The sequence below is a fragment of the Bacillus sp. CGMCC 1.16607 genome (assembly GCF_042683745.1).
In the GTDB taxonomy this organism is placed as follows: Bacteria; Bacillota; Bacilli; order Bacillales; family Cytobacillaceae; genus Pseudoneobacillus.
Window position 1 is genome coordinate 237,980 of record NZ_JBHUJX010000008.1, and the last position, 13,788, is coordinate 251,767.

The 13,788-nt window shown below is 34.7% G+C and carries 11 protein-coding genes; 4 read left to right on the forward strand and 7 right to left on the reverse strand.

Features of this window, described 5'->3' with window-relative positions; all coding sequences use genetic code 11:
- Nucleotides 1-99: 99 nt before the first annotated feature.
- A complete protein-coding gene (addB, locus tag ACFSO7_RS03990; protein WP_377875507.1) occupies nucleotides 100-3,600 on the forward strand; it encodes a helicase-exonuclease AddAB subunit AddB in 3,501 nt (1,166 codons plus the stop codon).
- Nucleotides 3,593-7,360, forward strand: a complete 3,768-nt coding sequence (gene addA / locus ACFSO7_RS03995; RefSeq protein ID WP_377875509.1) for a helicase-exonuclease AddAB subunit AddA — start codon at nucleotides 3,593-3,595, stop codon at nucleotides 7,358-7,360. The genes addB and addA overlap by 8 nt, the downstream gene beginning before the upstream one ends.
- A gap of 39 nt (nucleotides 7,361-7,399) precedes the next feature.
- Here addA and ACFSO7_RS04000 read toward each other — a convergent pair whose 3' ends face one another.
- From ACFSO7_RS04000 to ACFSO7_RS04025, 6 genes are read right to left on the reverse strand one after another with little or no spacing between them, the layout of a single operon-like run.
- A complete protein-coding gene (locus ACFSO7_RS04000; RefSeq protein ID WP_377875511.1) occupies nucleotides 7,400-7,618 on the reverse strand; it encodes a spore germination protein in 219 nt (72 codons plus the stop codon).
- 14 nt (nucleotides 7,619-7,632) lie between these two features.
- Complete coding sequence (locus tag ACFSO7_RS04005) at nucleotides 7,633-8,004, reverse strand: spore germination protein GerPE (RefSeq protein ID WP_377875513.1); 372 nt, start codon at nucleotides 8,002-8,004, stop codon at nucleotides 7,633-7,635.
- A 5-nt stretch (nucleotides 8,005-8,009) separates the two neighbouring features.
- The gene (locus ACFSO7_RS04010; protein ID WP_377875515.1) at nucleotides 8,010-8,189 is read right to left on the reverse strand and encodes a spore gernimation protein GerPD; all 180 of its coding nucleotides are present in this window, start codon (nucleotides 8,187-8,189) and stop codon (nucleotides 8,010-8,012) included.
- On the reverse strand, nucleotides 8,186-8,812 hold the full coding sequence (gerPC, locus tag ACFSO7_RS04015; RefSeq protein WP_377875517.1) for a spore germination protein GerPC: 627 nt from the start codon (nucleotides 8,810-8,812) through the stop codon (nucleotides 8,186-8,188). The genes ACFSO7_RS04010 and gerPC overlap by 4 nt, the downstream gene beginning before the upstream one ends.
- Nucleotides 8,813-8,867: 55 nt before the next feature.
- Nucleotides 8,868-9,083, reverse strand: coding sequence for a spore germination protein GerPB (locus ACFSO7_RS04020; protein WP_377875519.1), 216 nt, complete (start codon nucleotides 9,081-9,083; stop codon nucleotides 8,868-8,870).
- Between the two features lie 26 nt (nucleotides 9,084-9,109).
- Nucleotides 9,110-9,331: a spore germination protein gene (locus tag ACFSO7_RS04025; RefSeq protein ID WP_377875521.1), complete on the reverse strand. Its 222-nt coding sequence runs from the start codon at nucleotides 9,329-9,331 to the stop codon at nucleotides 9,110-9,112.
- A gap of 259 nt (nucleotides 9,332-9,590) precedes the next feature.
- Here ACFSO7_RS04025 and ACFSO7_RS04030 point away from each other — a divergent pair, with 259 nt between their 5' ends.
- Both ACFSO7_RS04030 and ACFSO7_RS04035 read left to right on the forward strand, forming a co-directional pair.
- Nucleotides 9,591-9,950 (forward strand): DUF1516 family protein, encoded by a 360-nt coding sequence (locus ACFSO7_RS04030; RefSeq protein ID WP_377875522.1) that lies wholly within the window; start codon nucleotides 9,591-9,593, stop codon nucleotides 9,948-9,950.
- Between the two features lie 128 nt (nucleotides 9,951-10,078).
- A complete protein-coding gene (locus ACFSO7_RS04035; protein WP_377875524.1) occupies nucleotides 10,079-12,991 on the forward strand; it encodes a bifunctional diguanylate cyclase/phosphodiesterase in 2,913 nt (970 codons plus the stop codon).
- A gap of 199 nt (nucleotides 12,992-13,190) precedes the next feature.
- Here ACFSO7_RS04035 and ACFSO7_RS04040 read toward each other — a convergent pair whose 3' ends face one another.
- Nucleotides 13,191-13,754, reverse strand: coding sequence for a DUF2777 domain-containing protein (locus ACFSO7_RS04040; protein WP_377875526.1), 564 nt, complete (start codon nucleotides 13,752-13,754; stop codon nucleotides 13,191-13,193).
- Between the last annotated feature and the right edge of the window lie 34 nt (nucleotides 13,755-13,788).

Here is a 13,788-nt window from a genome sequence, read left to right on the forward strand (position 1 = left end):
TATATAATGCGCTTTTTAATTTTGATAAATGACGAACGTGTATTCGTATTTGGTTTATGATAAAATAATAAATAGAAAATGTCTTAAGGAGGCGAAAATATGTCAGTACGCTTATTATATGGTCGCTCTGGAAGTGGAAAAACAACTTATTCTCTAAATGAAATAAAGAGCAAGTTAATGGAAGAACCAGAAGGCAATCCTATTATTTATTTAGTACCCGACCAAATGACCTTTTTATCTGAATACCGCCTCATTTCAGGTGAAGATATAAATGGAATGATTCGTGCACAAGTATTTAGCTTTACACGATTAGCGTGGAGAGTGCTACAAGAAACAGGTGGAATTAGTAGACAGCACTTAACAAGTGTTGGTTTAAATATGTTGATCCGAAAGATTATTGAGGAAGAAAAGACTGAACTGAAAATATTTGATAAAGCTGCAGATAAAAATGGATTTATTGAGCAATTGGAACAAATGCTAACGGAATTCAAGCGATATTGTGTACAGCCGAATGAATTGAAAATGAAACGTGAAGCACTTATACAAACTGGTGAAAGTACTTCAAGAGTCCTACAAGATAAATTACATGATCTTGAGCTCATTTATGAAAACTTCGAACAATCATTGCAGCAAAAATATGTAGATTCAGAGGATTATTTTCGGCTCTTGACAGAAAAAGCACCATCATCCTCTTATATTAAAAATGCTGAAGTGTATATTGATGGTTTTAACAGTTTTACACCACAGGAATATATGATTATTGCGGCACTCATGAAAAATTGTAAACGGGTCACTATTGCTCTCACTTTAGATGAACCATTTTATCAACAATCACCAGATGAACTTCATCTTTTTCGATTATCAGGTGAGACTTGTCAAACAATTTATGAAATCGCCCATACAGAAGGAGTAGAAATAGAAAAAGCCATCCCTTTTTTAGAACAAAAAAGATGGACCAATGATTCTCTGAGGCATCTTGAAACACATTTCGATACAAGACCAGCTATAAAGTATGATCAAAAATCCCATATTCATATAGGACAAGCTGTAAACCGCCGTGCTGAAGTTGAGGGTGTAGCAAGAAAAATTAGAGAGTTTGTAAGTAAAACAACAGGTAACCGATATCGGGAAGTTTCCGTTTTAATAAGAAATGGAAATGAGTATCGTGAAATGCTAGAAACGGTTTTTGAAGATTATAATATTCCTTACTTTATTGATCAAAAGAGAACGATGCTCCACCATCCTCTAATAGAGTTCATTCGTTCTACATTAGAAATACTTTATTCCAATTGGCGTTATGAACCAACCTTTAGAGCCATCAAAACAGAATTATTATATCCATTAAAAGAAAACAGAAATATACTACGTCAGCAAGCAGATAAATTGGAAAATTACGTATTAGCCTATGGAATCCAAGGAAAGCAATGGAGTAAAAAAGAACGATGGATTTATCGGAAATATAAAGGAATTGAATTTGAATCGACTATTCAAACCAATGAGGAAAAACGTCTTGAAATAGAACTGAATGAAATTAGACTAAAAATTACTGCTCCAATTTTAAGATTATCTAGAAGATTAAATAAATCTTTGAAGACAAGAGAGTATTGTGAGGCTTTATTTTTATTTTTAGAAGAGTTAGATATACCTGCAAAGTTAGAAGAGTGGAAACTTCTAGAAGAGTCGAAAGGAAATCTCGTTCAAGCTCGAGAACATGACCAAGCATGGAATGCAATCATTGATCTTCTAGACGAATATGTTGAAATGCTATCAGAAGAAGAGCTTAGTTTAAAACAATTTGCGACTATTTTAGATGCAGGTCTGGAAACATTAAGATTTTCACTTGTACCACCGGCACTAGACCAAGTTATCGTGGCAGATTTAGAGAAGTCAAGGCTCTCGGAAATGAAAGCTACTTTTGTCATCGGTTTAAATGATGGCGTATTTCCTGCCAAGTTTTCGGATGAAGGAATTTTAGCAGATGATGATCGTGAACAATTGATTTATAATGGCTTAAAAATTGGCCCAAGCAGTCGATTAAAGCTTCTTGATGAACAATTTCTTGCTTACAAAGCCTTTACACTTCCATCTGAAATTCTTTATTTAACTTATCCGTTAGCAAACGAAGAGGGAAAAGGCTTAGTGCCTTCTCCATTCATTAATCGAATAAAAGAATTGTTTCCGAACCATGAAGAACATTATTTCGTCACTGATACAAACGAACTTCAGGAAAAAGAACAGTTGGAGTATGCAGCCAACAAAAAAACGACCTTAAGCCATTTAACTGCACAGCTACAATTAAAGAAAAGGAATTATCCTATCTATGATTTATGGTGGGATGTTTATCATTATTATCTTGAAAATGAAGCTTGGAAACAGCCAACTGTAAAAGTATTATCAAGTCTATTTTACACCAATCAAACAGTACAAATTTCAACAGATTTAACAAAAGAATTGTACGGGGAACAAATACAAGCTAGTGTTTCGAGGATGGAGCTATTTCATAGCTGTCCTTTCTCGCATTATGCACAATACGGGCTCCAATTGAAGGAAAGGCAGATTTTCAGACTTGAGGCTCCAGATATTGGCGAGCTTTTTCATGCGGCACTCAAATATATATCCAATACAATAATTGAGGAAAAAAAATCATGGGCTCAAATGAATCGGTCTGATTGTGAAAAATTAGCAAAGCAAGCAATGGATGCTCTGGCACCTAGACTGCAAAATGAAATTCTATTAAGCTCTAATCGACATCATTATATTAAGCGGAAGCTAGAACAAATCATAAGTAGAGCCTCTTTCGTCTTAAGTGAGCATGCTAAAGCAAGTGGTTTTTCTCCAATCGGTCTAGAACTAGGATTTGGTCCAAAAGGAGAGTTACCAGCTTTACAATTTGAATTGAACAATGGTCGCAATATGTCTCTTGTAGGACGAATTGATCGAATCGACCAAGCGACTAACCAAGACGATATTTATTTAAGAGTTGTTGATTATAAATCAAGTGCAAAGGATGTTCAATTGCAGGAGGTTTACTACGGACTTGCACTACAAATGTTAACTTATTTAGATATCGTTATTACACATTCAAGCAAACTAGTAGAAGCCCAAGCTTTACCTGCCGGCGTTCTTTATTTCCATGTTCATAACCCAATGGTTCAATCGAAAAAGTCATTATCAATAGATCAAATTGAAGCAGAAATTTTTAAAAGGTTTAAAATGAATGGACTGCTGTTAGCTGAGCCAGAGGTACTTCGATTAATGGATGAGGGTATCGATGTTGGTGCATCAAAAATCATTGCTGCTGGAATGAACAAAAACGGAACATTATCCAAAGCCTCTAAAGTCGCCACAAAAGAAGAATTTGATTTATTAAGAGGCCATGTTAGAAATATGTACGTTAACACAGGGAATGAACTCGTGGAAGGCAATGTAAAGATTGCGCCATATAAATTGAAAGATAAAACTCCATGTACGTTTTGTTCATTTAAACCAGTATGTCATTTTGATCAGTCAATCGAATCCAATGACTATCGACTTCTCATGCCTCAATCGAAGGAAAAGGTATTGCAAGGTTTAGTAAAGGGGGGAGAAAGTAATGTCTAATCGGTTTATTCCAATAAAGCCTGAAACAGTGACATGGACAGATGACCAATGGAAGGCAATTTTTGCAAAAAATCAGGACATTTTAGTGGCTGCAGCTGCTGGATCTGGAAAAACTGCCGTATTAGTCGAAAGAATCATTCAAAAAATTATTTCGACAGATGAACCTACGAATGTAGATGAATTATTGGTAGTAACTTTTACGAATGCTTCTGCCGCAGAAATGCGACATCGTATTGGCGAAGCATTAGAAAAAGCGATAAATGATAATCCAAAATCTACACATTTAAGAAAACAATTAACTTTATTGAACCGGGCTTCCATTTCTACACTACATTCTTTTTGTCTAGAAGTGATTAGGAAAAATTATTATTTAATTGATATTGATCCTGGTTTTCGGATTGGAAATGATACAGAAGTACAGCTTATCCGAGATGAAGTACTAGATGAATTATTTGAGGACGAGTACGGAAAAGAAGGTAATGAATCCTTTTATCAATTAGTCGATATGTTTAGTAATGATCGAAGTGATTTAGCCTTACAAGATATTATAAGCGAATTGTATGATTTTGCTAATGCCAATCCTTCACCAGAACAATATTTGCTAAAAGTTGCATCAATGTATGATGTTAATATGGAAACACCTCTTGAGGATTTACCATTTATGCAAACCTTATTATTCGAGATTAGTATTCAACTTGAAGGTGCAAAGGATTTATTGAATCAAGGAATGGAGTTAACTAAATTACCCGCAGGTCCCTATCCAAGAGCGGTGACCTTCACAGAAGATATTCAATTAATTGACACCCTTATACAGGCGAAAAATGAATCATGGTCAACATTATACGAAGCTATGCAAACCTATTCATTTGAAAAAATCGCCATATGTCGTGGCGAAGATTTTGATAAGGGATTAGTCGAAAAATCCCAAAAAATTCGTGATAAGGTTAAAAAAATCGTTAATGAATTAAAGGATGAGCTTTTTTCAAGAAGACCCGAAAGTTTTCTGAAAGATATGAAGGAAATGCAAACTCATATTGAAACATTGATGGACTTAGTTAGAAAATTTTCAGTCAAATTCTCTTTTACAAAAAGAGAAAAGGGATTAGTTGACTTTGCCGACCTAGAACATATGTGTTTGCAAATTTTAACAAATCAAACGTCTTATGGCCAATTTCAACCCTCGGAGGTTGCATTATCATACCAGAGACATTATAAAGAAGTACTTGTCGACGAGTATCAAGACGTAAACATGGTTCAAGAGACAATCCTAAGACAGGTTTCAAAAGCACAAGAAGCGTCTGGCAATCTCTTTATGGTTGGTGATGTAAAACAATCCATTTATCGATTTCGCCTGGCTGAACCGAATTTGTTTTTGGGGAAATACATTCGCTTTCAAACAGATGGAGAGCAAACGGGTTTAAGAATTGATTTAGCAAAGAATTTCCGAAGCCGGAAAGAAGTTCTTCATGGGACAAATTTCTTGTTTAAACAATTGATGGGTGTAAAGGTTGGAGAGATTGAGTACGATGAGGCAGCGGAACTTAAGCAAGGAGCTCCATATCCAGATTCTGACGAATATTCGATTGAAGTAATACTTGTTGACCTTCAAAAAGAAGATGTTTCAACAAACGAAGAGAACAGCGAAGAGAATGAGACAGAATTTAATCAAATGGAGCTAGAACAAGCACAACTGGAAGCAAGAGTGATGGCACAACAGATTAAACAATTTATTTTAGAACATAAACAAGTGTATCAGGCGAAATCAAAATCATATCGCGCTGTTACCTATCGTGACTTTGTTATTTTGCTTCGCTCGATGACATGGGCTCCGCAAATCATGGAAGAGTTTAAACAGCAAGGAATTCCGATTTATGCAAATTTATCTAGCGGTTATTTTGAGGCAACAGAGGTTGCGATTATGATGTCATTATTAAAGATCATAGACAACCCTTATCAGGATATTCCGCTAGTATCAGTTTTAAGATCGCCAATAGTCGGTTTGAATGAGGAAGAACTTGGACAACTTCGCTCATATGGAAGAAAAGCTTCATTTTTCGAATCATTGTTGGCTTATAGTAAAAGTGAGGCAAGGAAAGAAAATAATAAGCTATTTGAACAAATTTCCCAGTTTTTAAGCCAGTTAAATGAATGGCGTATAAAGGCAAGACAGGGTGCCTTGTCTGATCTAATATGGCAGCTTTATCGTGACACCTATTTCTATGATTTTGTCGGTGGAATGCCAGGTGGAAAACAACGACAAGCAAATTTAAGGGCTTTATATGACAGAGCGCGTCAATATGAACAAACATCATTCAGGGGACTATTTCGCTTTTTACGCTTTGTAGAAAGAATGACGGACCGCGGAGATGACTTAGGAGCTGCAAGATCGTTAGGGGAACAAGAAGATGTTGTAAGGATCATGACCGTTCATAGCAGTAAAGGATTAGAATTTCCATTTGTATTTATTGCGGGGCTTGCAAGAAACTTTAATACATTGGATTTGAAAAAGTCGTATATGTTAGATAAGGATTTTGGATTTGCAGCTAAATATATTAATCCGGAAAAACGTATTTCGTATCCATCTCTACCACAACTGGCTTTTAAGCGGAAGAAGAAACTCGAAATGATAGCTGAAGAAATGCGTGTATTATATGTTGCGTTAACTAGAGCGAAAGAAAAATTATTTTTAGTATCCTCGGTTAAGGATTTAGAAAAGAAGATAGACATATGGGGAAATACTGTTTCCAATACTGATTGGCTTTTGAAGGAATATGAGCGCTATTCTGCAAACGGATATTTGGATTGGATCGGTCCTGCACTCATTCGTCATCGTGATTTTGCTAAACTACGAAGTGAAGAGGATCTTATATATCCCCTCATGACAAAAGAAATCTTTGAACACCCGTCTTGTTGGAAGATGTTAATGATAAAAGCAGACGAATTAAAAAATCTAAAACAAGAAGAAGAAAATGTAACAGAAAATTTTATGGATTTAGTAGAAAAGGGGAGTCCAGTTCCCATTCAATCCGAATGGAAGGAACAAGTATATGCTCAATTGAACTGGAACTATTCTTATATGAATGCGACCAATTATCGATCAAAGCAATCTGTATCTGAAATGAAAAGACAGAGGGAAATAGGAACAGAAGATAGCGGACAGGAACTATTAAAAAAGTTTCAAAAACCAATTCTTAAACGTCCTAAATTTCTTCAAGCAAAGTCTTTTTCCCCAGCAGAAAAAGGGACGATTCTCCACCTTGTGATGCAGCATATTCAATTAGAAAAACCCATTACATTTGCTTCGTTATCGGCATTATTAGAGCAGTTAGTTACTAATGAACTCTTAACAATGGAACAAATCGAAATCATTGACATTAACCAAGTCATTGGTTTTTTTGAAACGGGGATTGGTCAGCGGTTGCTTCGTGCGGAGAAAATTCAAAGAGAGGTGCCGTTTAGTTTCACCCTTCCTGCTCAAGAAGTTTATCCTAATTGGAAAGGTGAAAGCGAACCAATTTTTATCCAAGGGGTAATCGATTGTGTATTTGAAGATTCAGAAGGCCCGGTATTACTTGATTATAAAACCGACGGAATTACCGATCGTTTTAAAGGCGGGTTCCAAGAAGCGGAACCTATTTTAAAAGGACGATATCAATTACAAATCGAACTATATTCACGAGCTTTAGAACAAATTTTGAAAAAGCCTATTAGAGAAAAATACCTTTATTTTTTTGATGGTGCACATGTGATTAAAATGTAAGAAAAAAAGGAAGACAGTAATTTGAACTGTCTTCCTTTTTTAACCATTTCCAGTAACCGGTTGGTCTATTACATTTGTGTCTAATACATTGTTTGCGCTAATTCCATTTGCAGTCATAATTCCAATTCCAGTGTTGGCAGCTCCCGCACCAGCACTTGATTTTGATGCGGATTTTGGAGAGATGAATAAGGAATCTCCAAATTGAACGACTCCTCCACCCACATTTGAAATTTGGACAGGTCCAATGATGGCAGGCATTTTTTAAACCTCCTTTACTCATGTTCAAATAATTGACGAATATGTTTGATCCTCGACTCCATATAAACATGATCGCTGCTACCGATATGAACAATCGATGCTGCTGAAACCCCTGTAATATTTATATTAGAAACTTTGATACAGGGGGATAAATTGTTGCTTTGAAACATAATGACTTCATCAATTGGTGGAAGTGGAATCGGTTCTTTAAATACCCAATAATTTGAGAAATCACCTTCATTCCCGAAAAAAACCTCTGCCTCTCTTTGAACAGCTAAAGCCCTTGAAAAACCATTAACTATTTTGGAATCACCAATTTGTGCGATGGAGGAAATAGTAACAACGATAATTTTTAAATGGTCTACTTTGGAATATCTACTTAACATTGAATTTAACCTTTTGGAGCTAATGGAACGAATGGACCGATAATTAAGGATTCAGCAGGAGTATCAAATGTGGAGGCTAATTGAATCGTTTGCGTATCACCAACCATAAGTAAGGAGGAACTTGTAACTCCACCCACTTGGATGTTAGATACACAGATTTCTCGATTATAAACTTGAAAATTCATGATTCTGTTCTTCCTTTCATTTCATTAGGTAGGTTATTTAAAAAAACGTTTATACCTTTATGAATATCTTTCTTAATGGTATCTATTAATTGGGCTTCGCTTTCCATTAACAGGTCTGGATTTCGCTGTTCTTTAGGAAGTAGATTTAGATAATATTCAATTCTTTGAGGTAATTGTTTTGTAATATCATCTTTAAGGAAGGTTATATACGAATCGTCAATATTTTCCCCAGTGGCTTGTTCGTGCTCATGAATGATGGACTTTACGTCGGTTTCTAATGATTGTAATATCGCTTCCTGTAATCTCATGGAGGACTGAAAGCGATCCGAAGCGGTGAGTGGATTATTTGAAATCTGATTATTACCTGTCACTGTAAAGTCCTCAATGCCCTGCAGATCAGAAGGATTGAGTCCAATATTTAAAGTTCCTTCTAATGATTCTACCTTTAATTGATCAAATTTATATTCAATTCTATCTACATGAATTGCGCTTTTGTTTTTTAAACTCTGAATGTCTTCTTCGAGTGTGTTAATTTTTTGCTCTAATTGGTTGATTTTTTTATTCTGATATTCAACAAACGAATGAAGTTGTTTTATATATTCATAAAACTTGTAATCATACATCTGTTTTCCCCCCTAGAGCGTATTTTTGTCTATTACGGTCTTTCACTCTCGTATATTATGAGATTGAGATTGGGACTGAAGGAGTCTCTAATACGTCACTAGGCGAAATTTTTTCCGCCTTTGGAGCTGGTTTGATAAAACCACCAGTGTTATAAAGGTATGATGCAGGTTTAATGATACCAGCACTGCCAATCTGAAAAACACTTGAATTTGATAAACTTCCGATTTTTATAAAATTAATTTGAATCGTTTGTTGGATATAAAAATTCAATTCATTCACCTACTTTTGCTACATTTTTAAACATTGAATAGTATTCCTTGATCAACCCCGTCTTGATCATAGGTATTCGTTTGACTTTGATAATTGTGTACGTAAAGTCCTTCCCCCGTATTGAATGAGCCTGCACCTGCAAAAGTTTTTGCATTGGCTATTGGCATAATCTTATAAACATCCCCGATATGGAAAACTGAACTTGAACCGATTGAAATAACTTGAACGACACCGACAATCGCTGGCATGATGTACACCCTTTATTTCTATTTTTAATTAACTTTCGTGTAAAGAAACAGACGAATAGATATTATTACTTTATTATCCTATGTATTAAGATGTAGTTTGTGATTAAATAGCCTATACTTTCTGTTCAATGATGTGTCCCAATCCATCATATAAAAAACGGAATTTTTAAGATAATTTCATTAAGAAGTTATATTCATTTTTATACTTTGCAAAGTATGGTAAGATACGTATGAACAATACATAAGGAGGCTTTTTTTAATGACACATGCTCATATTACTTCTTGGGGTTTGGCCCTTATTTTATTTATAATTGCCATTTTGCTCCAAAGAGGCGGAAAAGCAAAAGGATTTAAAGTATTGCAAATGATCCTGAGAGTGTTGTATTTACTCATTTTAGGGACAGGTTTATTGCTACTATTCAAAAATGGAATGTTAAAAACCGATTTAAGCTTACAGTATATTATCAAGGCAGCAGCGGGACTTTGGATTATTGCATTATTTGAAATGATTCTTGGTAGAGTTTCGAGGAATCAATCGACAAAAGTTTTATGGATTCAGTTTATTATTGCATTTGCTCTAGCCCTTTATTTAGGCTTTAAACTTCCTTTAGGATTTTAAGATTAATTTAAGACTTAAACAAAGAAAAAGCTGTCTAATGATGGCTTTTTTTATTTTTTTCATTTGATTAGGAGGGAAACTATGATATTTTTAACATAGATAATCTAATAAAAAATGGTGATCATATAATGGCCAAGTCGATATCATGTATTTATCATAATTTAGAACAACTGAATAGTTTCATAGATTTGAATGGCCTTTCAAACTTTTCTAATATTTTAGTACAAGTATTTTCAGGAAACCCTGAGAAAAAAGATATTATTGAGGTGCAAAAAGCCCTTAAGGAATTGCTACCAAATGTTACTGTTATAGGCTGTACGACAGCAGGAGAAATTTTCCAAGGCGAAATTCTTGATTTTCAAATTTTATTGGTTTTCACATTATTTGAAAAGGTGGAATTAAATTCAACTCTTCTTCATCTTGATTTATTTCAAAATGATAGTTATTTAATGGGGAAAAGTTTAGCCACTCGATTAATTTCAGCTGATACAAAAGCAATGATTTTGTTTCCAAGTAGTTTCGAAGTCAATGTTCAGGAGCTATTGCAAGGGATCTACGCTGAAAATCCTCGTGTAGTTCTTGGTGGTGGTATTGCAGGAGACAACGGGAAATTCGAAGAAACTTTTGTTTTTACTAGTGAAGAGATAACTGCAAAAGGGGTGGTCGCAGTTACTTTACAGAGTGAAGATTTAGTTGTTGAGAATTTTTCTGATTTCAAATGGCAAGAAATTGGTCAACCTTTTCACGTTACGAAATCAAATGGAACGACCATTTTAGAAATTAATCATAAAAAGCCAATTCAAATACTAAAACAATACCTAGGCGATGCTTTTATCAAAGGGCTACCCCAATCCGGAGTCGAGTTCCCATTTATGATGGATGACCGTGGTAAGAAGGTTTCTGTTTTTATTACTAAAAAACATAAGAATGGAACAATTGAAGTAAACCGGACTGTAGCTGAAGGGGTAGAACTTACTTTTGCCTATGCAAATGTAGGTGAAATTATAAATAGCTCCATATCAAAAATGAAACGTTTGGCAAAGCAGCAGGTTGAGACTATTTTTGTTTACAATTGTTTGGCTCGAAAACGGTTTATGAACCATTTTACTAATGAAGAACTGAAGATGTTAAATAGTATAACTTCCGTCAACGGGTTCTTTTCATATGGAGAAATTGATTATCACCTCAATGATTCGCCGCAAATTATTGGTCACTCAATAAGTTATTTAATCATTTCAGAGGGTGTTGAGTCCGAAAACGTGCCGCTCAATCTTCATTTTGAGTACAATTATCCAGATGAAATAAATTCGATGGTAACTTTAACACATTTAATGCAGAAATCTCAAGCAGAGATTCGAATTCTGCACGAAAACCTACTAACCTCTGAACAGTATTATCGTTCATTATTTAATAATAATACGGACTTTGTTTATTCAACTGATTTAAATGGGAAATTTACTAGTGTAAATCCCGCTTTTGAAGCAACATTCGGTTATAGAGAATTAGAGGTTATTGGAAAATCGTCGTTACGCTATATTGATGAAAAGGATATTCCTAGAGTAAAGAGCCATTTCGTTCGAGCTTTAAAAGGGAAAGAACAATATTATAATATTGAAATACCATTAAAGAATGGAAAAATTGAACTTTTCCAAATTAAAAATATTCCAATAACCATTAATAATGAAACGGTTGGTATTTTTGGGATGGGCCGAAATATAACGGAACAAAAGAGAATTGAAGAAAGAAACATTCAATTAGCTTATTTTGACCAAGATACGGATTTACCAAATCGCTTAAAGTTAACGGAAATATTAGAAGAAATGCTTCAGCGTGCGAAGAAGAAAAAGCGTATGCTTGCTGTTCTTTCAATAGATTTTGACCGTTTTAAAATTATTAACGATAGCCTTGGTCATTACGCAGGGGATTCAATATTAAAAGACCTTGTGAATCGATTGAAACAATCATTACCAAGTGGAGCTTATTTAGGCCGATTTGGTGGCGATAAATTTACTTTGATACTTTCAAAAGATATTGGAATGGAATCTGTTATGAAAGTGGCAGAAACGGTTCAGGCTGAAATTTCTAAACCACTTTTTTATTTAAATGAGGAGTTTTTTGTTACTTCAAGTATTGGTGTCAGTCTATTTCCTATTGATGGTCTTGATGAGCATAGCCTTTTAAAAAATGCCGATATTGCAATGAATCGTTCGAAAAATCATGGTGGTAATCGAATTACATTTTTCTCGACAGAAATGAATGAACAAGCAAAGACACGCTTAGAACTTGAAAGTTATTTAAGAAAAGCATTAATCAAAAATGAATTTTTTCTTATGTTCCAGCCTTTAATTGACCTATCAACCGGAAAAGTTTTTGGAAGTGAAGCATTAATTCGTTGGAATCATCCGAAACTTGGTCTCGTATCTCCAGCGGATTTTATCCCACTTGCAGAAGAAACAGGATTGATACAGGAAATTGGAAGTTGGGTTTTAATAACGGCATGTAAGCAAAATAAAATGTGGCAGGAAAATGGTTTTGGTCATCTATCCGTCTCAGTAAATGTTTCGGCGGAGCAACTACAACAACCACATTTTGTAAGCGAAGTAAAAAATGTATTAGAAAAAACAGGACTTGAACCGAAATATTTAATTTTAGAATTAACAGAAAGCATGATGCTTCGCAATATAGAAAATAGTATAAATGTAATGAAGTCATTACAAAAACTCGGAGTTAAAGTATCTATTGATGACTTTGGAACAGGTTATTCTTCTTTGAGTTATTTAAGGAATTTACCAATTAATAAACTGAAAATTGACCGCTCTTTTATTAATAACTTAAAGAATGATGCCTCTGACATTGCGATTGTAAAAGCGATTATAACCATGGGATATGGCCTTGATATTCAAGTGGTAGCAGAAGGTGTAGAGACGAAAGAACAAATTGAACTGCTTAAAGATTTGAAATGTCATTATGCCCAAGGTTATTATATTCATAGACCATTAATGGTTGAACAGTTTGAAAAAGATCTACTAATAATGGAATAGAAATGAAAACCAAGGCTTCCAATAGGAATCCTTGGTTTTTTTGAGATAAGGGATTATTTTGGTCTTCGAAAATGGTCCAGCTTCAGTGCCTAGCCCCTCGAGGTCAAATGCCTCGACACCCAAAAAGTCAAAGAACGACTTTCTGGGTGTCAAAGCATTTGCTTGTCGGGGCTGATCAAGGCACTTCCGCTTTTCTCTATTATGATATCATTTTTTCAATGACCACTCGTTTACCACTATTTAATGTAAATTCAAAGCGGTCACTTGTGTTTTCTAAGTAACAAAAATGGTGTTGAACATTAACTATATGTTCTTGATTATCAAAGATGAGGAAATTTACTCCGTTTTTTCCACGTTCGTTTTTTAGAAAACTTAAATGATTATAGCAGTATAAACAATCATAAATTGAAAATTGTAGAGAATTTAAGGTAGTAACAAATTGAAAGAATGCATCATCATTCATATCTTCTAAAATTTTTTCTAACGAATAAAATATATGTTTGCGAATACGGATGAGATCTTGATCAGCTAGATAAAGAGTCTCATTAGGTAAACAAATCTTCCCGTCTTCAAAAAGCACTCCTTTTCTCCAACGTTGCAAACGAAATATTTCGATTTCTTGATGAAGGAATTCTTCCATTAAGGAGGCTTCTTCCGTTTCATTATCGAAGAAAACCCACTGATTATTTATAAACTCAACAGAACCTTCATTAAAGGCTCTTGCCTGGTTTTCCAATAGCTTGATACGTTGATATTGAGTCATCTGCTAACCTCCATGAATGTAGCTCTCACCTTCC

Bases quoted from the DNA above. Each gene is read 5' to 3' on its own strand.
- addA (WP_377875509.1), top strand. From the start codon at position 3,593: ATGTCTAATCGGTTTATTCCAATAAAGCCTGAAACAGTGACATGGACA.
- ACFSO7_RS04005 (WP_377875513.1), bottom strand. From the start codon at position 8,004: ATGTTAAGTAGATATTCCAAAGTAGACCATTTAAAAATTATCGTTGTT.
- ACFSO7_RS04040 (WP_377875526.1), bottom strand. From the start codon at position 13,754: ATGACTCAATATCAACGTATCAAGCTATTGGAAAACCAGGCAAGAGCC.
- gerPC (WP_377875517.1), bottom strand. From the start codon at position 8,812: ATGTATGATTACAAGTTTTATGAATATATAAAACAACTTCATTCGTTT.
- ACFSO7_RS04010 (WP_377875515.1), bottom strand. From the start codon at position 8,189: ATGAATTTTCAAGTTTATAATCGAGAAATCTGTGTATCTAACATCCAA.
- ACFSO7_RS04000 (WP_377875511.1), bottom strand. From the start codon at position 7,618: ATGCCTGCCATCATTGGACCTGTCCAAATTTCAAATGTGGGTGGAGGA.
- ACFSO7_RS04035 (WP_377875524.1), top strand. From the start codon at position 10,079: ATGGCCAAGTCGATATCATGTATTTATCATAATTTAGAACAACTGAAT.
- addB (WP_377875507.1), top strand. From the start codon at position 100: ATGTCAGTACGCTTATTATATGGTCGCTCTGGAAGTGGAAAAACAACT.
- ACFSO7_RS04025 (WP_377875521.1), bottom strand. From the start codon at position 9,331: ATGCCAGCGATTGTCGGTGTCGTTCAAGTTATTTCAATCGGTTCAAGT.
- ACFSO7_RS04030 (WP_377875522.1), top strand. From the start codon at position 9,591: ATGACACATGCTCATATTACTTCTTGGGGTTTGGCCCTTATTTTATTT.